Genomic DNA, 19630 nt, shown 5'->3' with positions numbered 1-19630 from the left:
ATAGGAAAAAGAATTCTTATTTGTCTTTCAGCCCTCTAATTGTATACTTGGTAGAAAGGATTATGACTTCGATTTCTACAAGGGAGGGAACAGGATGGCACAACGCATGGCAGGCAAGAGAGTTGCTCTTGCCGGTCCCCGTAAAGCAGACGAAATGGCAATGCTGGTTGCAAAAATGGGAGGCGAGCCAGTGCAGCGTCCGGCCCAGGGCACGGTTTTTCTGGATGATATTGAGCTGCGCAATGCGGTTGTATCGTGGGTGAAGCGGCCGCCGGACTGGAACATTTTTACGACAGGTATGGGGCTGGACGCGCTGTTCGATATGGCGGAGGATATGGGCGTGGCGGAACAGATTATGGAGCTGCTGCTAGGCTCAAATATTGCGGCGCGGGGCTACAAGACGGTCAATGGACTCAAAAAGCGTGGCTTCACGCCAGATGTACGAGACGAGGATGGAAGCTTGACCGGGTTAACGCGTGCTTTTGCGCCGTATGATCTGAAGGGGAAGGAAGTGCTGTTGCAGCTGCATGGTGATCCGGCCCCACGGCTGGTGAAGTGGCTGGACGAGCAGGGGGCAGTAACCCGGCAGGTGCTTCCTTACAAGCATATTCCACCAGAGGAAGCGAATTTGCAAGCGTTGCTGGCGGATATCGTGAATCGTAATGTTGATGCTGTTACGTTCACCAGCGGTCCACAGATCCGCTTTTTGGCTCAATATGCGAGGGACCAGAAGCAGATGGAAGACGTGCTGGAAGCTTTTCGCCAGGATGTGATCGCTGTGTCGGTAGGCAAGGTGACGGCGCAGTCCATTTTGGAGGAAGGGATTGAACGGATTGTGTTTCCGGTGGAGGAACGAATGGGCGCTATGATGGTGGAGCTGGGAAGATATTTTGAGCATAGCGCCTCGGTGCACGGCTGCGGTCTTGAAGTTGTGAACTGAAAACTAACCCATATCCTTGCGATAAAGGGTAAAATGAAGATAAGGGCCTACAGGGTCTTTATCTTTTTTTTGTTGGAAATGCATCGACAGAAGTTTTTGTTATAGCGAAAATATTTATTTAATATAATGAAAAAGCCTCGATGCGGGATACCAGAATAGGAGCTGAGACGTTATGAATTCCATTTGTGTATTTGCCGGGTCCAGACCCGGACATTCATCGGTATATCTTCAGGAGGCAGGCAAGCTTGGAGAGGCTATGGCGAGACATCATGTCCGTTTAATCTATGGAGGCTCCAGCAAGGGGCTGATGGGCGAGGTCGCGAATGCGATGCTGACAGGGGGCGGTCAGGTCACCGGGATTATGCCGACCCTCTTATTCGATGCAGAGATTATCCACCGGGGAGTTAGCGAATTTATTGAGGTGGCGAGCATGCACGAACGCAAAGCGGTGATGAGCGAAATGGCCGACGCATTCATTGCCCTTCCGGGTGGCTTGGGAACCTTTGAGGAGCTGTTCGAGGTGCTGTGTTGGGCGCAAATCGGCATTCATCGCAAGCCCATCGGGCTGCTGAATGTGAACGGATATTTTGACCCGTTGGCGGAAATGGTGCGTCATAGTGTGCGCGAGGGATTTACCGGAGTTGACCACCCAACGCTGCTGAGTATCTCTGCGGACCCGGACGAATTGTTGCATATGTTAAAAAATAAGGCAGAGAACTTGAAATAAAGCGTTTTTCATGCTTGCGCAACTGATTGAGCCAAGGTTATGATAAGACCCATAATCAAATAGCGGACAGACAAGGTGCCTTTGCGATGGAACGAAGGGTAACAGGGAATCGGGTGCAAGTCCCGAGCGGTCCCGCCACTGTAAGGAAGAGGATTTTTTCAGACGTCACTCGTAAGAAAACGGGGAAGACGAAAAAATCTGTTGATGCCGAGCCAGGAGACCTACCTTGATCTGTATGCACCGTTAACCTTCGCGGAGAGGATGGGTGTACGAAATCAGGAAATCAGGCGCACGCTGCTTTTTCCATGTTGCTTACAGGTTTGCGTGGAGCTGAACGTGCAGAAGCGTTTCAAGCGTGAACAGGCAGATGGAAAGCAACGACACGATGGCGGAAGACAAGAAGTGTCTTCTTATGCTGTGTCCGTCTGATGATACGATGCGTACATAGGAAACCCATCCGGGCAGGATGGGTTTTTTTGAGTTACAGGATGTCCATATACAAGTGAAATAGATAGAAGTGTGGAAAACATAGCCTAGATTTAAGAAGGAGGATAACGATGAGCCAATTAGGAAAATTGCTCGTGATTGGATTCGGACCGGGGGATATGGAACATATCACCAAACGGGCGCTGGATGCGCTGGCCGAGAGTGAGGTCATTATCGGCTACAACACCTATGTGGATCTGATCCGTCCGTTGTTGAACGGACAGGAGATTGTGCGCACAGGGATGACAGAGGAAGTGAGCCGTGCGCAGGAGGCGGTTCGACAGGCGGAGATGGGCAAGAAGGTAGCCGTCATTTCCAGTGGAGACGCAGGCGTATATGGCATGGCCGGGTTAGTGTACGAAGTGCTGATGCAAAAGGGGTGGCGTCGTGAGGACGGGGTTGAGGTAGAAGTCGTGCCGGGAATATCGGCGATTCAGTCCTGTGCTTCGCTGTTGGGTGCGCCCGTCATGCATGATGCATGCACGATCAGTCTGAGTGACCATTTGACCCCTTGGGAAACGATTGTGAAACGTGTAGAAGCGGCAGCTTCGGCAGATTTTGTCATTGCACTGTACAATCCGCGCAGTGGTCGGCGTACACGCCAGATAGTTGAGACGCAGTCCATTTTGTTGCGCTACCGTGATCCGCAGACTCCGGTCGGGTTGGTCAAGAGTGCTTACCGTGACCGTCAGCAAGTCGTAGTGACGACGCTGGAGGACATGCTGAACCATGATATCGGTATGCTGACGACCGTCATTATCGGCAATTCCTCGACAATGGTGTATGACGGCCTGATCGTGACGCCGCGCGGGTATCAGCGCAAGTATACGCTGGATGCGACCGAGCAGGCGCTCAAGCCGCATCAGCGGCTTCGCACGGAAGCGGAGCCGTGGTCGCTGGGCGCGCAAGAGGAACGCCCGCTGAATGCGTCGCAGGCAGGCGCAGCTCCCGCAGTGCCAGCCCCTGCGGGAGCTGGCGGGACCGCGCCTTCCGCGAGCGGTGCTGCTGCGGCGGTTGCCACGCAGGCACGCCCGCAAGCGGTGGCTGCCGTGCAGGCCGCGCCTGCGGCGCAAGCCGGGGCGGTCCCGGCATCGCTGGCAGCGGAGGCGCTGAGCCGCCTCGCTGCGGGCGGTAAGCTGCCGGGCGAAGCGAGCGCGCGCTGGAGCGGGCAAGCGCCCGCCGTGAGCGTCGCTGGAACGGCAGCCGTGGCCGGAGCGGTGGCTACGGCTGCAACAGCGACAGGCAGCTTTGGCAAGCCTGCGTTGTTTGAGGTGGGCGTTTCCCCCGGCGTGGGAAACAAGAAGTTCACCGCTCGCCAGATGGCGCTGCTCGCCGAGGTAGCGGGTGATGAAGGCGAGCTGGAGTACACGCCGGATCACCAGATCGTGCTGCGCGTGCCGTGCGCGGACCCGGAGGAGCTGGTAGGGCGGCTGCGGGATGAACGATTCATCGTGATGCCGATTGGCGATGTGTTTAAGGTGAAGGCGTGCGACTTCTGCAATATGGAGAAGGATGACGCTGTGCCTGTGGCAGAGCATCTACAGGTTGTACTGGGCGGATTGCAGGCACCCAAGGAAACGAGCATTGCTTTGAACGGCTGCGGTATGGCCTGCTATGGAGCGGTGCTGGAGGATATCGGGATTGTGTACCGCAAGGGAGGATACGATCTGTTCCTCGGCGGCAAAAAATTCGGACGCAACGCTCATGCCGCTCAACCTGTGGCAGAGGGCATTCCGGGGGATCAGATTACGGATATCGTTGAGAACGTCATCGCTGAATATAAGGAAAAAGGGCATCCGAACGAGCGTTTTCATAAATTTTTCAAGCGTGTGGGCGTGGTAGCGGGTTTTCGGCATGAAGATGCGCCTGCAATAGTGGAAGTGAATGCCGTTTGTGGTGATTAATGGGCTAGAAAGCCTGTTTTTATGGATGTAAGCATATAGATAAAATAGGGCGTCTTGCAGGTCATCCCTATTTTGATGAGGAGGAAAATACAGCAGTGAATGCAATATTGTTGGTTGGACATGGAAGTCGGGACCCGGAGGGGAACCGGGAGCTGCTGGAGTTTGCACAGGCGGTGGCAGATCGTGTGCCGGATATGTGTGTGGAAACCTGTTTTTTGGAGTTGACACGGCCCAGCATTGCTGAGGGTGTGCAGGCATGTGTGGAACAAGGGGCGACGCGAGTCGTGCTTGTTCCGATTATTCTGTTCGCGGCGGGACATGCCAAAATTGATATTCCGATGGCGATTGATCGTGCGAAGGCTAAATACCCTCAGGTGGAATTTGTATATGGACGTCCGATTGGCGTTCACGAAAAAATTGTCAGTATTCTGCAAAGTCGCTTGAAAGAGGCACGTCCGGTTGCGGTTCCAGCCGGTATGGATAGCGCTGTGGAGGCTTCTGCCGAGGTGACGGATGAAGAAACGGCTGTGCTGGTGCTGGGACGCGGAAGCAGCGATCCGGATGCGAATAGCGACTTTTTCAAAATTACCCGTATGCTGTGGGAAAAACTCCCGTATACGTGGGTGGAGAGCAGCTTTATCGGTGTGACACAACCCTCATTTCCAGATGGCTTGGAGCGTTGTCTACGTCTAGGCGCCAAAAAAATCATCGTGCTTCCATACTTTCTATTCACGGGTGTGCTGATTAAGCGTATCGGAGAAATGACGGAGGAATTTGCGGAGTCTCATCCTGCATTACAAGTGGAAATGGGCGGATATTTTGGGTTCCATCCACAATTGGTCGAGCTAGTGCTGGAGCGTGCCAACGAAGGCTTGGTTGGCAAGGTGATGGCCAATTGCGATAACTGCCAGTTCCGTCTGGAGGCGCAGGAGCACCACCATCATCACCACGACCATGATCACGATCACGGACATGACCACGATCACGGACATGACCACGATCACCATCATGATCACCATCATGATCATCACGACCATGACCACCATGCACATGGACACGATCATCATCATGAGAAACACTCACATGATCACAACCACGAGCATGAGCATGTACATGCGCACAGCCATGATGACCATGATCATGAACACCACCACGATCATGCACATACGCCGTCTGTGGTGAACGGAAGCGGCATTTCTGGCAGCGGGCAGGTGAAGGGCTCATGATATTCATGCTATGCGGAACGAGCGATGCTCGGGAACTGGCGCTGCAAATCCGTGACAACGGCTTCAAAGTATTGGCCTCCGTCGTAACAGAAAGCGCGGCAGCGAGCCTGTCCGAAGTGGGGCTGGACGTACGTACAGGTCGAATGACAGCCGATGAAATGGCAGCAGTGGTTCGGGAACAGGGAGTACAGGCTATCGTTGATGCCAGTCATCCTTTTGCAGAAGAAGCACATGCGAATGCTATGACAGCCGCCCGCGAGTCCGGGGTTCCTTATGTTCGCTACGAGCGGGCAGGGCTGGTGTATGACAATCATCCGCTGCTTCACATCGTACCCTCCTATGAGGAAGCCGCATTGGAAGCGAAGCAGCTCAAAGGCTCAGTAATGCTTACGACAGGCAGCAAGACGCTCGGCACGTTCACCAAGCATTTGCTCGAAGACCCGGAGATTCGTTTGGTTGCACGTATGCTCCCGCGTCTGGACAATATGGAGAAATGCGGCGAGCTAGGCATGGAGCAAAAAAATATTATCGCCATGCAGGGACCTTTTTCCCGCGAGATGAACGAGGCATTGTACAGGCACTTCGGCACGACGGTGATGGTGACCAAGGAAAGCGGACGCACGGGAGCGGTGGATGAGAAGGTTCAATCTGCCCTGGAGCTGGGTATTCATGTCATTTTGATTTCCAGACCGGAAGTGGAATTTGGCACCGTATTTGATCATTTTGACGGAGTGATCGACGCACTGCGCACAACCAAAATGGACCCTTCGATCTGAACTATGACCCTGTGAATCTGATCGATCCGGGTAATTAACAACCCAGTCAATCCGATAAATCCAGAACTTTTTCTGACGTGTATTTAAAATATAGTCATCTTAAAATGCGTATATAAACTAATTTTCCATAAAGGAGTAGTCGAAACGATGGATTTTAAAACAGATTTCAAACCGCTGACGGTGCAGCCGCAGGAGATTGAGGGCAAAAGCTTCGAGATGATCACGGAAGAACTGGGAGAGCATCCTTTTACAGAAGCGCAATATCCAGTCGTTCAGCGCGTTATTCACGCGTCTGCTGATTTTGAGCTGGGCCGTAGCATGGTATTTCATCCGAAAGCGATTGAAGCCGGGGTTGCGGCCATTCGCGCAGGGCAGCAGGTGGTCGCGGACGTGCAAATGATTCAGGCGGGACTCAGCAAGGATCGTATCCGTCAGTTTGGCGGAGATGTGCATGTCTACATTTCGGACCCGGATGTGATGGAGGAAGCGAAAAGACTGAATACGACTCGCGCCATCATTTCGATGCGCAAAGCGATTCAGGCAGGCGAAGGCGGTATTTATGCGATTGGTAATGCGCCGACAGCGCTCCTGGAGCTGATTCGTCTGGTGAAAGAAGGAGCGGCCAAGCCCGGCCTGATTATCGGGATGCCAGTCGGTTTCGTATCGGCGGCAGAATCGAAGGACGAGCTGCGCAAGCTGGATATTCCGTTCATTACGAACATTGGGCGCAAGGGCGGCAGTACAATCGTCGTGGCGGCATTGAATGCAATCTCCTTAATGGCTGTCCGCTAGATGCGGTTGCCCGTTTGCTGTATCATGAAATGAATTGGAGCATGATCAGCATGAGAGGTTAAGGAGGAATTGGCATGAAAAAGGAAGCGGCGTCCGCCGACAGACCCAAACGGATGAAAAGTGGTGAAGCCCCCGCGCCGGACAAGCCGATGCGGTCAGGCTTTACAACCGGAGCCTGTGCGGCTGCGGTTGCCAAGGGAGCGGTGCAACTGCTCATCACGGGCATTCCGCCGAAGGAAGCGGTGATATCGCTGCCAGCGGGTTTCGATCATGCGTTTGAGCTGATCGAGCCTGTGCTGAACGTGGACGAGGCTTCCTGCACGACGATCAAGGACGGCGGCGATGACCCGGATGCAACGCATCAGGCGAGAATTATCGCGTCTGTTAGCTGGCGGGAGGAACCGGGCATTGAGCTCGACGGCGGTATCGGCGTGGGGCGGGTGACGAAGCCCGGCCTGCCTGTGCCTGTCGGGGAAGCAGCGATCAATCCTGTGCCGCGCCGGATGATTACGGAGGCCGTCACAGGCGTGCTTGAAGAGCATGGATCGGCCAAAGGTGTCCGTGTCGTCATCAGCGTACCGGACGGCGAAGAAATTGCCAAGAAGACGCTGAATGGGCGACTTGGTATTCTTGGCGGTATTTCCATACTGGGTACGCGAGGTGTGGTGGTTCCATTTTCCACGTCGGCTTATAAAGCCAGTGTCGTACAGGCCATATCGGTTGCGCAAGCGATGGATTGCAAGGAAATTGTCCTGACCACAGGCGGCAGCAGTGAAAAATATGCAATGCAAATGTACGATCAGCTCACGGAAGAAGCCTTTATTCAGATGGGCGATTTTGTCGGCTTTGCGATCAAGCATGGAAAACGGCTGGGAATGAAGAAAATTATTCTCGTCGGCATGCCCGGCAAGCTATCGAAGGTCGCTCAAGGTGTCATGATGGTTCATTCCAAGAGCGCCCCGGTGGATTTCGGCTTTTTGGCCGAGGTCGCGCGTGAAGCGGGTGTGGACGAGTCGCTTGCAGCGGCGGTGGTTGAGGCGAATACAGCTACACAGGTGGCGGATATGATGACCGAAGCGAATGCGTTGAGCTTTTTGAAAAGCTGTGCACCTATGGTTGTCAGCATTGTCTGGAGCATGCAGGTGGTGGAATCGTTGTAGAAATGGTACTGGTAACGATGAAAGGGAATGTGCTGGGGAGGGCGAGAGTCGGTGAGTAGAGTGATCCGTGTCATTGGTATCGGTGAAAATGGAGGGGCAGGTCTGTCGCAGGAGACGCTGGAGCGAATCGAGCGTGCGGACGTGCTGGTTGGCGGAGAGCGCCAACTGGCCTTTTTTCCGACAGCCGCAGGGGAAAAACGAACATTAAAGAGCGGCTTTTCCGCCGTGGTGGAAGAATTGGGACGTTTGCGTGAGGACAAGGATATTGTCGTGCTTGCGTCAGGCGATCCGCTTTTTTTTGGCATCGCAGGGTATTTATCCGCCAAGCTGGGGGCTGAGCATCTGGATATTTTGCCTCATCTCAGCTCGGTTCAGTTGGCGTTCGCGCGTTTGGGCGAGAGCTGGCAGGATGCGGTGCTGGAAAGCGTACACGGTCGTCCGATGACCGGACTGGCGCAGCGGATCGACGGACAGAACAAGGTCGCGCTGCTGACGGACGACCGGAATCATCCCGTCGCAGTCGCTGCCTATCTGCTGCATTATGGCATGACAGAATACGATGCCTTTGTCGGCGAGCATTTGGGCGGACCGGATGAGACGTATCGGCATTATACGCTGGAAGAGATGGCGCGGGGAGAGTTCCAACCCCTGAACGTGGTTATTTTGCGCCGCCGTAAAGGTGCGGACGTACCTGCGATTCGTCGGGGGTTTGGCTTTGAGGACGCGGAATTTCACCAGCGCAAGCCGGAAAAAGGGCTGATTACGAAGCGCGAAGTGCGTGTATTCAGCCTGTCCGAGCTGCGTCTGACAGAGCGAAGCATCGTATGGGACATTGGCGCAGGCTCTGGTTCTGTAGCTGTGGAGTGTGCGCGGCTGGCGAAGTACGGGCAAGTGTTTGCCATTGAGAAGAATGAAGGCGATCTCACCAATGTGGAAGCGAACAAGATCAAATTCCGCACCGATTTTCCGGTCATTCACGCCAAAGCGCCTGCCGGACTGGAAGAGCTGCCAGACCCGGATGCGGTGTTTATCGGCGGGAGCGGGGGAGAGCTGGCGGAGCTGATTCGGCTGTGCGCTTCCCGTCTGCGTACGGATGGACGAATTGTAGTGAATGCCGCAACGATTGAGACGCTGCATGACGGCATGAAGGCGATGCAAGAAGCGGGGCTGGAAACCTCGGTGACGTTACTGCAAACAGCGCGTAGCAAGCCGATTTTGAATATGACGCGTTTTGACGGACTGAATCCGATATATGTCATTACGGGGCGGCCGTCGGTGGAAGCGGCTGACGAGATAGCAGGGGAGTAATTTGGTAGATCAAGAGGGGGAGAGACAGCATGAATACGGCGGCAACAGGAACACTTTACGGCGTAGGCGTGGGGCCGGGTGATCCCGAGCTGATTACGGTCAAGGCGTACCGTATGCTTCAAGAATGCGCAGTTGTGGCTTATCCGAAGAAACGTCGGGGAGGCAAATCGTATGCCCATGAAATCGTGGAGCTGTACGTAAACCCAGAGGAAAAAGAGATGCTGGGGCTCATTTTCCCGATGACCAAGGACCCGGTTGTACTGGAACGGGAGTGGAACAAGACGGTGGTTGCCTGCTGGGAGGCTCTGAGTCAAGGCAAGGATGTAGCCTTTGTCACCGAGGGGGACCCGAATCTGTACAGTACCTTTATTCACTTAGCGCGTCTCATGAAGGAGCTTCATCCCGAGGTGCCGATTGTATCTATTCCGGGTATTTCCTCTGTGCTGGGAGCAGCGGCGGCGCTGGAGTTGCCTTTGGCAGACGGAGATCAGCAGGTCGGTATTATTCCGGCTACCCATGATAAGGAAGCGATGAAGCGGGCGATTGAAAATCACGATACGGTCGTGTTTATCAAGGTTGCCAAGGTGCTGGATCTGATTTTGGATGTGCTGGATGAACTGAATCTGGGGGATCGGGCGTCTGTCATTACCAAGGTCACTTCTCCTTATGAAATGGTATGGCGTAACGCGCGCGAGCTGCGCGGACAGGAGCTTGAATATCTGAGTCTGATGGTGGTGAGCAAATGAGTTTGGAGCCGAAAGTATATATCGTAGGAGCGGGTCCCGGAGACCCGGAGCTGATTACTGTCAAAGGCTCAAGAATTTTACGTACGGCAGATGTGGTTCTGTATACGGATTCACTTGTGAACGACGAGCTGATTGCCACGGCCAAGCCAGAGGCGCAGGTGCTGCAAAGCTCAGGCATGGATCTGGAGCGGCAGGTCGAAATTATGAGCGAGGCTGTGCAGGCTGGACGCAGTGTAGCTCGTGTACATACGGGGGACCCGGCAGTGTACGGCGCGATTTTGGAGCAGATGGTGCTGCTGAAGCAGCGCGGAGTCGTTTACGAAATCGTGCCCGGTGTTAGCTCGGTCTTCGCTTCTGCTGCCGTACTTGGCGCAGAGCTGACTGTGCCTGACCTGACGCAGACCGTCATCCTGACGCGTGCGGAGGGCCGCACACCTGTACCGGATCGGGAAAAGCTGCGCGACTTGGCATCCCATCACTGTACAGTGGCGTTGTTCCTTAGTGCAACGTTGGCGAAGAAGGTCGTTGTTGAGTTTCTGGCGGCTGGCTGGAGCGAGGACACACCTGTAGCGGTTGTACAACGTGCAACCTGGCCAGACCAAAAGATCGTGCGCACAACGCTCGCTCAATTGCCTGCCGATCTGCGCGCAGCGGGAATTACGATGCATGCGATGATTTTGGCAGGTTGGGCGCTGGACCCTGGTCTGGTAGACAAGGACGCGCATCGTTCCAAGTTGTATGATAAGTCGTTCACCCACGGCTACCGGAAGGGAGTGAAGCCCGGTGAGTAATCCATTTGCCGCTGTGGCGATCACGAAGCACGGAGTGGAGATGGTTCGTAATTTAGGAGCCAGCTTTCCGGGAACGGATGTGTATTACATGTCCAAGTTTGAGCGGGGCGACGAGCAGGAGCGCGGTATTGAATTGTTCGAAGGCTCGGTTAAGCTGATTTTGCCGGATTTATTTAAGCAATATAACGGTATTATTTTATTTATTTCCCTCGGTGCGGTCGTCCGTATGATTGCGCCGATTTTAGTGGATAAAAAGGTAGACCCGGCGGTGGTCGTCATTGATGATCGCGGGGAGCATGTCATTAGCGTACTGTCCGGGCATTTGGGCGGTGCCAATGAACTGACCCGTCATGTGGCTTCGGTACTCGGCGCACGCCCGGTAATTACGACTGCATCGGATGTGCAGGGTACGATTCCGGTGGACATGTTCGGTCGGGAATTGGGTTGGGTGGTCGACAGCTTCGACAAGGCAACTCCGGTAAGTGCGGCTGTTGTGAATGAGGAGCCTGTGGCGCTCGTGCAAGAGACAGGCGAACGGAACTGGTGGCGTTATGACAAGCCTGTGCCTGCCCATATCAAGGTATATGCTTCGATGGCAGAAGCTTCACAAGAGACGTTCAATGCCGCATTGGTCGTTAGCGACCGTCTGCTGGAGCCGGAGGAAGAGGAACGGTTTCTGGCTAATGGTGTGCTGTATCGTCCGAAAAGTCTGGTGCTCGGCATCGGCTGTAATCGGGGGACTGCTGTGGAGGAGCTGGAGGCTGGCGTGCTGGACAGCTTGAATGAGCTTCGCTTGTCAGTGAAAAGCGTGCGCAATATTGCGACCATTGATCTGAAAAAGGATGAAGAGGGTTTGCTTGCCCTTTGCGCCAAATACGGCTGGGAGCTGGTGACGTACATCCCGTCAGAGCTAAACACCGTACAGCTTCCCAATCCATCGGAAACGGTCTTTAAGTACACAGGAGCATACGGTGTCAGCGAGCCTTCAGCGCTGTTATCCTCCGGTGCAGATCATTGGCTGCTGGAGAAGAAAAAAAGCGGCAATATGACGATATCCGTAGCACGGGTATCTTATGACTGATCGCAATAAGCAGGATGTGCGAACAGCTCAGTCCTCTGTTGCACACAGAAGTCGTATTGTCGTGGCTGGAACGGGCAGTGGCGCGGGCAAAACGACCGTCACCCTCGGGCTGATGAAGGCTTTTTCCGATAGCGGCCTGCGGGTGCAGGGTTTTAAGTGCGGGCCGGATTATATTGATCCGACCTATCACACCGCCGCGACCGGAATGCCTTCGCGTAATCTCGATTCATGGATGACCTCGCCGGATACGGTGCGTGAAACCTTTATCCGTGCCTCCGAAGGTGCGGATATTTCCGTGATTGAAGGCGTCATGGGGCTTTTTGACGGCAAGGACCCGCTCAGCAACACCGGGTCGACTGCCGAAATCGCCATGCTGACGGATAGCCCTGTGCTGTTGGTCGTTGACGTACGTAGTATGGCACGAAGCGCGGCCGCTATTGTACTAGGTTTCCAGCGTCTGGAGCCGAAGCTGCGCATTACGGGTGTGATCGTGAACCGCTGCGGAAGCCAAGGGCATTACGGCATCGTCAAAAAGGCGATCGAGCAGGAGTGCGGCATCCCCGTGCTCGGCTGGCTCCAACGTGACGACGGTCTGGATATTCCCGAGCGTCATCTGGGCTTGGTCCCGGCTGTCGAGCGCGGCGAACTGGAGCCGCTCTTTCAACGGGCAGCAGAGCTGATCCGCGCAGGCACGGATTTGGCCGCGCTGCGGGTACTGGCGGACTCGGCTCCGCCGTTGTCTCTGCCAGTGCAGCCGTTATTTGCCCCGGATCGGCTTTCGTCGGAGACGCAAGCCGACGCCGGGGAACGTCCGGTCATTGCCGTTGCCAGAGATGCGGCGTTCAATTTTTACTACCCGGAAAATTTGGATTTGCTGCGTCAGTCGGGAGCTGAACTTTCCTTTTTCAGTCCGCTGGCTGGAGAACGCGTACCTGAGCAGGCAAGCGGCCTATATCTGGGCGGTGGTTTCCCCGAGGAGTTCGCCGCTGCCATTGCTGCGAATACGGGCTTTCTGGAAGATATCCGCAACGCGGTGAGTGGGGATATGCCTGTATTCGCCGAATGCGGTGGTTACATGGTACTGGCACGTACGCTTACAGATCGTTCCGGTGCTGTGCATAGCATGGCGGGGGTCATCCCGTCCGATGTGCGAATGCAGGACAAGCGGGCCGCGCTCGGCTACCGGGAAGCAACTGCATTACAGGATTGTCTGTTGCTGGAGGCTGGAGAGACAATCCGGGGACATGAGTTTCATTATTCCGTGATGGTCTATGATGAATCAGCCTCCCCGTACCCTTATGCCTATCAAACCAAGGGGATGCGCGGGCTCCAGAGCGAAGGCTATGTGAAGGGGAACCTGTTGGCAGCCTATACACATATCCATCTCGCTTCTTTTCCCAAGGCGGCAGTACGCTGGGTGGAAAAATGCAGGGCATTCGGTCAGTAATCCACCATCTGGCAACCATCGCAACTATAGTTCCTAACAGGATAAAAGAACAACTTCATGTGTACGCCAAAAAAGCCGGGTTCCTTGCTGACAAGGGTCCGGCTTTTCTAAACTTAGGTAAGATTCAACCTTACATAACATGGAAGCGTATTCATTACTTTTTTGGTGATTTACTCACATGAGCTTCTTCAACTGGGAAATCCTTCCCTGACTCACGCCTAGCATAGAAGCGAGTTGTTTTTGTGAGGATGCTGGATGCTCTTCCATAAGCTCTCTCATTTTTTCCAGAATAACATCTGTACGCTGATAAATCTTTTTCATATGCATATTTTGCTTGATTGGAGTCAAATTGGTTTCTGCCACCGTGACCGGAAGCAAATCTTCCGTTTTCATTGCTGCTGTACATTCGTCGCAAATAAACTGGTCTTTAAAATAAGTGTTCGTATCAACCGCACCGCAAAATATGCAATTGGTTGATTTGTACTTACGGAGCATGAGTGTCTGGTCTTCAATAAAAAACTCTAATGGATCGCCGATGTCAATCTCCATCGTCATGCGCAACTCTTTAGGAAGCACAATTCGTCCCAAGCTGTCCAAAGGCCGGGTCATTCCAGTCCTCTTCATTCATGCAACCTCCCCGGTTTTTAAGATTCATAGAATGTATAAGTTTTAAGAAGAGCTTAACAATTCTATAACCGCAAGCATAAACTTCTTACTAAAAAGCGATCCAGCCTTTTTTAGAAAACACATGAACACGCTTTTTTTCTTACGAGTATACCATAAACCGATGAATTCGCCAGTGTTCACGCATATAAATTTTTGAATATGTTTATTCCGATCGAATATATATGCTATAATCTTCTGCTAAAGGATTTAATAGCCCGCCTGTAGAATTATTTATATATGCCATAGCTCGGGCGATGATGGCGGTGTTATGCGCAACGGGTGAGGGCTAGTTTAAATTTTTGAGCCCAGAGACGACACAAATAAGAACAAATGACACGGGACATCGCCTTTAAAGTCCTTATATACAGATTAGGCAAGGAGGATTCATCATGGAAAGAAGAAAAGCATTGTTGTTAGGAGATTATACGTATCCGGAGTTTCACCCGCTACAAGGGGTGGACGGAGAGATTAGCCATATTTTACAGGATTGGATGACAGTACAATGCAGCGAGAATCGTAAAATGCTGCTCAAGGAAAACCTGGCCTCATTTGATTTATGCATCTCATACTGCGATAGCCGCAAGGAGGTTCTGTCTCCCCAGCAAACAGCAGGGTTGCTGTCCTACGTCAGTGGCGGGGGTGGACTGCTCGTGCTGCACAACGGAATTACGTTGCAAGGCCGATATGAAATTGCACAGCTCATTGGGGCGCGTTTTTTGCGGCATCCTGTTGCGGGCCAGTTGTCCTTCAAGGTGACGGAGCCGGACCACCCGATTATGGAAGGGATTGAACCGTTTGAGATCGAGGAGGAGCCGTATCGGTTTGACTTTGATCCGTTTACTGAAAAAACACTGTTGATGGAATACGAATACGAGGGCCAATGGTGCCCAGCAGCATGGTCGTTGTCCTATGGCTTGGGTCGGGTTGTCTATTTGATGCCTGGACACAATCAGCCAAGCTTCCAGCATGAAGGGTATCGAAAGTTGATTCTTCAGGCTGCCAAGTGGGCCGGACGCTTGCGGGGCTAGTATAACTGATGTCTTCTAACTAGGGAAGGGGAGCTGCGGACTTTATGCGGTTCCCCTTTTCGGGTTATACTATAGGAAATCACAGGTAGGGGAGGATATATCATGAGCGATTTGTTCAAAAAAGCCATCTCATTGGGATGGGGCCTCACCATTGTCAGCAAAGAAAAGGTGGAAAAAGCCGTCGAGGATCTTGTAAACCGGGGAGAACTTGCACCATCGGAATCCAAAGCGCTGGTCGATCGTCTGATCGAACGGGGCACAGAGGAACAGGGACAATTCAAAACGGCAATCCGCGAGCAGGTTAGCCGCATTTTGCAGGAGCTGGACGTACCTACCGAAAATGATGTCGCAAGTTTGGAGCAACGTGTGGCATCCCTGGAAAAACAGGTAGCGGAGCTGGAAAAAGAAAAGGCAGCGCTTACGGGTTCGAGCGATGCTGAAGAAGGGAACCGACTGGATTAAAATGGCGGTTCGTATAAAGCACGCCGGTCGTTACCGGGAAATTGCCATGGCGCTGGCGCGTCATGGCTTTGGCTATATGGTGGAGGAAATAGGCCTGTTCCAGCTATTATCGCTGCCCCGTAAGTGGCTGATGAGAGAAACGCCAGAGTCCAAAACGCTGGGCGAACGGATTCGGCTGGTGCTGGAGGATCTGGGGCCTGCGTTTATTAAGCTTGGGCAGTTGGCAAGTACGCGCGCAGACCTGTTGCCGGAGCCGATTATCCGTGAGCTGGTCAAGCTTCAGGATCAGGTGCCGCCTTTTTCTGCTGAAACAGCACGCGGCATTTTGGAACAGGAGCTGGACACGTCATTGGAGGATATTATGACCCGTTTTGACGATGTTCCGCTGGCTGCTGCTTCCATTGGTCAGGTGCATCTGGGTAAGCTGCACAGCGGAGAACTGGTCGCCATTAAAATCCAACGGCCTGGCGTGAACCGCATCATTCGTCGGGATCTGGATATTTTGCGGGAACTGACTGCAATAGCGGTCAAACGCTGGGAATGGGTGGGACGCTATCAGCTTAGCCAGATGGTGGAGGAACTGGGCAGATCGCTTATTCAGGAACTGGATTACAACCATGAAGCCCGCAATACGGAGAAAATCTCGCTCCAGTTCGAGCAGGACCCGCATATCCATATTCCGAAAATATATTGGGACCATACCTCTTCACGTGTGTTAACCATGGAGTTTTTGGATGGTACCCATCTGGGCAATCGAGAAGAGCTATTACGTCGTGGATATGATTTGAAGGATCTGGCACAGCGGCTGGTAAACAGTATGCTGCATCAAATCTTTATTGAAGGTTTTTTTCACGCCGATCCTCATCCGGGAAATTTGCTTGTCCTGAAAAATGGCAGTCTCGCTTATTTGGACTTCGGCATGACCGGGCGGCTGAGTGAAGAGATGAAGAATCATCTTGCCTCGCTTATTATCGCGCTGATGCGCAAAAATACCGATGCCATGGTTCGGGCTATCGAACGGCTGGGGCTGGTTGAGCCAGATACGGATATGAACGCGCTGCGTGCCGATCTGGATAAGATGCGCGAAGATTACTCGGATGTTCCGTTCTCGCAGGTCAGCATCGGTAATGCCCTGAACGACCTGTTCGGCGCAGCACAGCGGCACCGGATCGGCCTGCCTTCAGACGTCTTGCTGCTCGGCAAATCGCTGCTGACGCTGGAAGGGGTCATTGAGCATCTCGACCCTGATCTTAGCATTCTTGCTCTGGCGGAGCCTTTTGGCAACAAGCTGTTAAAGGAGCGCTTTAGCAGTCGCCGTATCCGGGGCAAGCTGCTGGGCGGTGCGACCGAGCTGGTCGAGACGCTGATGGAGCTTCCAGGGCAGGCAAGGCACTTGGCTTCGATTATCAGCAAAGGCAAGCTCAAGCTGGAGGTCACCGTGCCGGAGCTGGAAATGCTCTTGCGCAGGCTGGATCAAATCAGCAATCGCCTGTCGTTCAGCATCGTACTGCTGGCGTTCAGCATTATTATGGTCGGCCTAATTATCGGTTCATCGCTGAATCATCAGGCGACTGTGCTGTGGAATGTGCCTGCGATTGAGATTGGCTTTGTCGTCGCTCTCTTAATGGTTGCTTTTTTGCTGTATTCTATTTTTAAATCAGGAAGATTTTAGATACCCATCGGAAAGGATGAGCCATGGATAATCATGAGATCAACACCATCCCCATTCATAATTTCCAAATCACCGATGTGCCGTGGCACCGTCTGACGACTCCATATGGCAGGGGTAGCGAGCTGCCGCAATTGATATCGGACGGAAAATATGATGACATTGCTAATCTGATTGAGCATCAGGGCACATTGTGGCAGGTTACGCCATGGGCGTTGCTCTTTTTATTAAGAAATATGCATGCGAGAAAAGCGGATGATATCACGCTAGAAGAATTAGAGTGTTATCACGCAGTTATCGGGGCATTGGACATGCAAAATGCACAAGCCGATTCACAGAAGTCTGTCGAATCCCTGACCATGCTGTTGGATGAAAAATATCTGTGGCCAGAAGACACCGATCCTGAAGAAGATGAATTGGAATGGGAAGAGGAAGAAGCGCGAGGCTATGATCCGGTGGCCTTTTGGAGCTATTACGATTATAGTTATCGGTTATTGAAGCGGGCATTACCTGACTTTGAGAGCATGCTCCAGCATAGCTCCGACCCGGATATCTCTGACGCCCTATTGGAGCTTGTACGGGAATTGCGAAAATTTTAATTATAAGAAAACGAATTAAACGAAGGAAACACGCGATATTCCAAGGAAACGCCTGTTTTCTTTTTCCAAATAGCCTCTTACCTGACTCGTTTCTGCGAACCCCTTACGTTATAATGATGGACTGAATATAACGGGCGGGTTCGTGTGAGAGAAACGAGCCGAATCATAGGAGAGCCTATGCGATTGGCCGCTGGACGGAGGCCCGGAACGACACCGGGCGCGGGTCAACACGCTGTTCTCCGTTAATATAGGAGGCTGGAAAGAAACCGTATGAATTTTAGACAACAATGGTTCGGTAATATCCGGGCTGATATACTTGCAGGTATGACCGTGGCGCTGGCACTAATCCCGGAGGCGATTGCCTTCTCGATCATTGCCGGCGTCAATCCGATGGTCGGACTGTACGCCTCCATTTCGATGGCAATTGTTATTTCTTTTGCAGGCGGGCGCCCGGCGATGATCTCGGCAGCAACCGGGGCTGTAGCGGTGCTGGTCGTGGGTTTGGTGAAGGATCATGGCGTGGAATATCTGTTTGCGGCTACTATTTTGGCAGGTATTATTCAGGTGCTGCTGGGTGTTTTTAAAATAGGGCGTTTTATAAGCTTTATTTCGCAGCCAGTCATGACCGGGTTTGTGAATGCGCTGGCGATTCTCGTCTTTATGGCGCAGCTCACCCACTTTCACGGAGCCAATTGGATCATGTACGCGATGGTGGCGGGTACGCTGCTCATTGTGTATATTTTGCCGAGGTTTGTGAAAAGCATTCCCGCTCCATTGACGGCAATCGTTATCATGACGATCATCACGTATATGTTCGGGTTAAATGTTAAAACCGTAGGCGATATCGGTACGCTGACTAGCTCACTGCCTTCATTCCATATGCCGCAAATTGAGTGGTCGTTGCATACATTGTGGATATTGCTGCCGTATTCCTTTACGATGGCGCTGGTGGGACTGCTGGAATCATTGCTGACAGCCAGTATTTTGGATGAAATGACCGAAACGAAAAGCAATAAAAACCGGGAAGCCCGTGGGCAAGGGATTGCCAACTTTGTAAATGGTTTTTTCGGCGGTATGGGTGGCTGTGCTATGATCGGGCAATCCGTTATTAATGTTAGCTCGGGAGGTAGAGGGCGTTTGTCCACCTTCACGGCAGGGGTGTTTCTGGCCTTTCTGCTGCTGGTGCTCGGCGGGGTTGTGAAGGAAGTACCGATGGGCGCACTGGTGGGAGTTATGTTTATGGTGTGTATCGGAACAGTGGACTGGAATTCGCTCCGAAACATAGCCAGGGTTCCCAAAGCGGACACGCTTATCATGGTTACGACGGTCGTCATTGTGGTGGCTACGCATGATTTGTCTAAGGGAGTTATCGTGGGTGTGTTGCTGAGTGCCCTGCATTTTGGCTGGAAAATGGCTAAAATCCGCATCAGCGCGACAGAGGACAACGATGAAAAGGTGTACCATGTTAGCGGTCCGATGTTTTTCGCTTCGACGACTCATTTTGTCGACCATTTTGAACCTTCGGATGATCCGAAACGCGTGGTGGTGGATTTCAGCCAATCGCATATTTGGGATCATTCTGCGGTAACCGCCATTGGGAAGGTGCTGCAAAAGTACACGAAATCCGGTAAATTGATTACCCTGCGGGGACTGAACGAGGAAAGCCGTTTGATTGTGGAAAAGCTCGGCGGTTCTGTAGTTACGGAGCCGCTGGTGTGATAAATCGTATAGAATAGATCAAAGCCTGGAATGGAATTTAGCCATTTCAGGCTTTTTTGCATGCATTTCTGAAATGAAATAAAGGTTTTCTTCCTAAATCATA

The 19630-nt window shown here is 52.8% G+C and carries 17 protein-coding genes, 1 pseudogene and 1 riboswitch; of the genes and pseudogenes, 17 read left to right on the top strand and 1 reads right to left on the bottom strand.

Annotation, left to right across the window (positions count from 1 at the left end; all coding sequences use genetic code 11):
* The first annotated feature begins 94 nt into the window (after positions 1–94).
* The 12 genes and pseudogenes from QMK20_RS24625 (at position 95) to QMK20_RS24570 (ending at position 13384) form a co-directional block, all read left to right on the top strand.
* On the top strand, positions 95–940 hold the full coding sequence (locus QMK20_RS24625) for a uroporphyrinogen-III synthase (RefSeq protein WP_283653670.1): 846 nt from the start codon (positions 95–97) through the stop codon (positions 938–940).
* A gap of 172 nt (positions 941–1112) precedes the next feature.
* Positions 1113–1667: an LOG family protein gene (locus QMK20_RS24620; RefSeq protein ID WP_283653669.1), complete on the top strand. Its 555-nt coding sequence runs from the start codon at positions 1113–1115 to the stop codon at positions 1665–1667.
* A gap of 57 nt (positions 1668–1724) precedes the next feature.
* Positions 1725–1910: riboswitch (cobalamin riboswitch) on the top strand.
* Between the two features lie 314 nt (positions 1911–2224).
* The gene (gene cobJ, locus QMK20_RS24615) at positions 2225–4057 is read left to right on the top strand and encodes a precorrin-3B C(17)-methyltransferase (RefSeq protein WP_283653668.1); all 1833 of its coding nucleotides are present in this window, start codon (positions 2225–2227) and stop codon (positions 4055–4057) included.
* Positions 4058–4152: 95 nt separating this feature from the next.
* Entirely contained in the window at positions 4153–5283 is a 1131-nt protein-coding gene (locus QMK20_RS24610) for a sirohydrochlorin chelatase (RefSeq protein ID WP_283653667.1), read from the top strand.
* Entirely contained in the window at positions 5280–6059 is a 780-nt protein-coding gene (cobK, locus tag QMK20_RS24605; RefSeq protein WP_283653666.1) for a precorrin-6A reductase, read from the top strand. The genes QMK20_RS24610 and cobK overlap by 4 nt, the downstream gene beginning before the upstream one ends.
* Positions 6060–6206: 147 nt before the next feature.
* Positions 6207–6851 carry a precorrin-8X methylmutase gene (locus QMK20_RS24600; protein ID WP_014278561.1) on the top strand — a complete coding sequence of 215 codons (645 nt, stop codon included), beginning with the start codon at positions 6207–6209 and terminating at the stop codon, positions 6849–6851.
* Positions 6852–6925: 74 nt separating this feature from the next.
* Positions 6926–8070: pseudogene (locus tag QMK20_RS24595) on the top strand (cobalt-precorrin-5B (C(1))-methyltransferase).
* Positions 8063–9319 carry a precorrin-6y C5,15-methyltransferase (decarboxylating) subunit CbiE gene (gene cbiE / locus QMK20_RS24590; RefSeq protein WP_283653665.1) on the top strand — a complete coding sequence of 419 codons (1257 nt, stop codon included), beginning with the start codon at positions 8063–8065 and terminating at the stop codon, positions 9317–9319. The pseudogene QMK20_RS24595 and the gene cbiE overlap by 8 nt, the downstream one beginning before the upstream one ends.
* A 29-nt stretch (positions 9320–9348) precedes the next feature.
* Entirely contained in the window at positions 9349–10065 is a 717-nt protein-coding gene (gene cobI / locus QMK20_RS24585; RefSeq protein WP_283653664.1) for a precorrin-2 C(20)-methyltransferase, read from the top strand.
* Complete coding sequence (gene cobM, locus QMK20_RS24580; RefSeq protein ID WP_283653663.1) at positions 10062–10856, top strand: precorrin-4 C(11)-methyltransferase; 795 nt, start codon at positions 10062–10064, stop codon at positions 10854–10856. Before cobI ends, cobM begins: the two co-directional genes overlap by 4 nt.
* Positions 10849–11937 carry a cobalt-precorrin 5A hydrolase gene (locus QMK20_RS24575; protein WP_283653662.1) on the top strand — a complete coding sequence of 363 codons (1089 nt, stop codon included), beginning with the start codon at positions 10849–10851 and terminating at the stop codon, positions 11935–11937. Before cobM ends, QMK20_RS24575 begins: the two co-directional genes overlap by 8 nt.
* A complete protein-coding gene (locus QMK20_RS24570) occupies positions 11930–13384 on the top strand; it encodes a cobyrinic acid a,c-diamide synthase CobB (protein ID WP_283653661.1) in 1455 nt (484 codons plus the stop codon). Before QMK20_RS24575 ends, QMK20_RS24570 begins: the two co-directional genes overlap by 8 nt.
* A gap of 174 nt (positions 13385–13558) precedes the next feature.
* Here QMK20_RS24570 and QMK20_RS24565 read toward each other — a convergent pair whose 3' ends face one another.
* Complete coding sequence (locus QMK20_RS24565) at positions 13559–14008, bottom strand: AbrB/MazE/SpoVT family DNA-binding domain-containing protein (RefSeq protein ID WP_283653660.1); 450 nt, start codon at positions 14006–14008, stop codon at positions 13559–13561.
* A gap of 431 nt (positions 14009–14439) precedes the next feature.
* On the opposite strand from QMK20_RS24565, the gene QMK20_RS24560 reads away from it, so the two are divergent.
* The 5 genes from QMK20_RS24560 (at position 14440) to QMK20_RS24540 (ending at position 19527) form a co-directional block, all read left to right on the top strand.
* Positions 14440–15078 (top strand): ThuA domain-containing protein, encoded by a 639-nt coding sequence (locus QMK20_RS24560; protein ID WP_283653659.1) that lies wholly within the window; start codon positions 14440–14442, stop codon positions 15076–15078.
* Between the two features lie 102 nt (positions 15079–15180).
* The gene (locus QMK20_RS24555) at positions 15181–15540 is read left to right on the top strand and encodes a phasin family protein (protein ID WP_283653658.1); all 360 of its coding nucleotides are present in this window, start codon (positions 15181–15183) and stop codon (positions 15538–15540) included.
* A 1-nt stretch (position 15541) separates the two neighbouring features.
* The gene (locus QMK20_RS24550; RefSeq protein WP_283656338.1) at positions 15542–17212 is read left to right on the top strand and encodes an ABC1 kinase family protein; all 1671 of its coding nucleotides are present in this window, start codon (positions 15542–15544) and stop codon (positions 17210–17212) included.
* A 23-nt stretch (positions 17213–17235) separates the two neighbouring features.
* Complete coding sequence (locus tag QMK20_RS24545; protein WP_283653657.1) at positions 17236–17808, top strand: hypothetical protein; 573 nt, start codon at positions 17236–17238, stop codon at positions 17806–17808.
* Between the two features lie 270 nt (positions 17809–18078).
* Entirely contained in the window at positions 18079–19527 is a 1449-nt protein-coding gene (locus tag QMK20_RS24540; protein WP_283653656.1) for a SulP family inorganic anion transporter, read from the top strand.
* Positions 19528–19630 lie beyond the last annotated feature (103 nt).

It is taken from the genome of Paenibacillus sp. RC334 (assembly GCF_030034735.1).
GTDB classification, from domain to species: domain Bacteria; phylum Bacillota; class Bacilli; order Paenibacillales; family Paenibacillaceae; genus Paenibacillus; species Paenibacillus terrae_A.
Note: the sequence above shows the minus strand (reverse complement) of the source record. Positions and strands in the feature narration are given on the sequence as shown.

What these genes read in the sequence shown, in the direction of transcription:
- QMK20_RS24625 (WP_283653670.1), top strand. Translation starts at nt 95, where the DNA reads ATGGCACAACGCATGGCAGGCAAGAGAGTTGCTCTTGCCGGTCCCCGT.
- QMK20_RS24540 (WP_283653656.1), top strand. Translation starts at nt 18,079, where the DNA reads ATGAATTTTAGACAACAATGGTTCGGTAATATCCGGGCTGATATACTT.
- QMK20_RS24545 (WP_283653657.1), top strand. Translation starts at nt 17,236, where the DNA reads ATGGATAATCATGAGATCAACACCATCCCCATTCATAATTTCCAAATC.
- QMK20_RS24555 (WP_283653658.1), top strand. Translation starts at nt 15,181, where the DNA reads ATGAGCGATTTGTTCAAAAAAGCCATCTCATTGGGATGGGGCCTCACC.
- QMK20_RS24570 (WP_283653661.1), top strand. Translation starts at nt 11,930, where the DNA reads ATGACTGATCGCAATAAGCAGGATGTGCGAACAGCTCAGTCCTCTGTT.
- QMK20_RS24600 (WP_014278561.1), top strand. Translation starts at nt 6,207, where the DNA reads ATGGATTTTAAAACAGATTTCAAACCGCTGACGGTGCAGCCGCAGGAG.
- QMK20_RS24620 (WP_283653669.1), top strand. Translation starts at nt 1,113, where the DNA reads ATGAATTCCATTTGTGTATTTGCCGGGTCCAGACCCGGACATTCATCG.
- QMK20_RS24550 (WP_283656338.1), top strand. Translation starts at nt 15,542, where the DNA reads ATGGCGGTTCGTATAAAGCACGCCGGTCGTTACCGGGAAATTGCCATG.
- QMK20_RS24565 (WP_283653660.1), bottom strand. Translation starts at nt 14,008, where the DNA reads ATGAAGAGGACTGGAATGACCCGGCCTTTGGACAGCTTGGGACGAATT.
- cobI (WP_283653664.1), top strand. Translation starts at nt 9,349, where the DNA reads ATGAATACGGCGGCAACAGGAACACTTTACGGCGTAGGCGTGGGGCCG.
- cobM (WP_283653663.1), top strand. Translation starts at nt 10,062, where the DNA reads ATGAGTTTGGAGCCGAAAGTATATATCGTAGGAGCGGGTCCCGGAGAC.
- cobK (WP_283653666.1), top strand. Translation starts at nt 5,280, where the DNA reads ATGATATTCATGCTATGCGGAACGAGCGATGCTCGGGAACTGGCGCTG.
- QMK20_RS24560 (WP_283653659.1), top strand. Translation starts at nt 14,440, where the DNA reads ATGGAAAGAAGAAAAGCATTGTTGTTAGGAGATTATACGTATCCGGAG.
- cobJ (WP_283653668.1), top strand. Translation starts at nt 2,225, where the DNA reads ATGAGCCAATTAGGAAAATTGCTCGTGATTGGATTCGGACCGGGGGAT.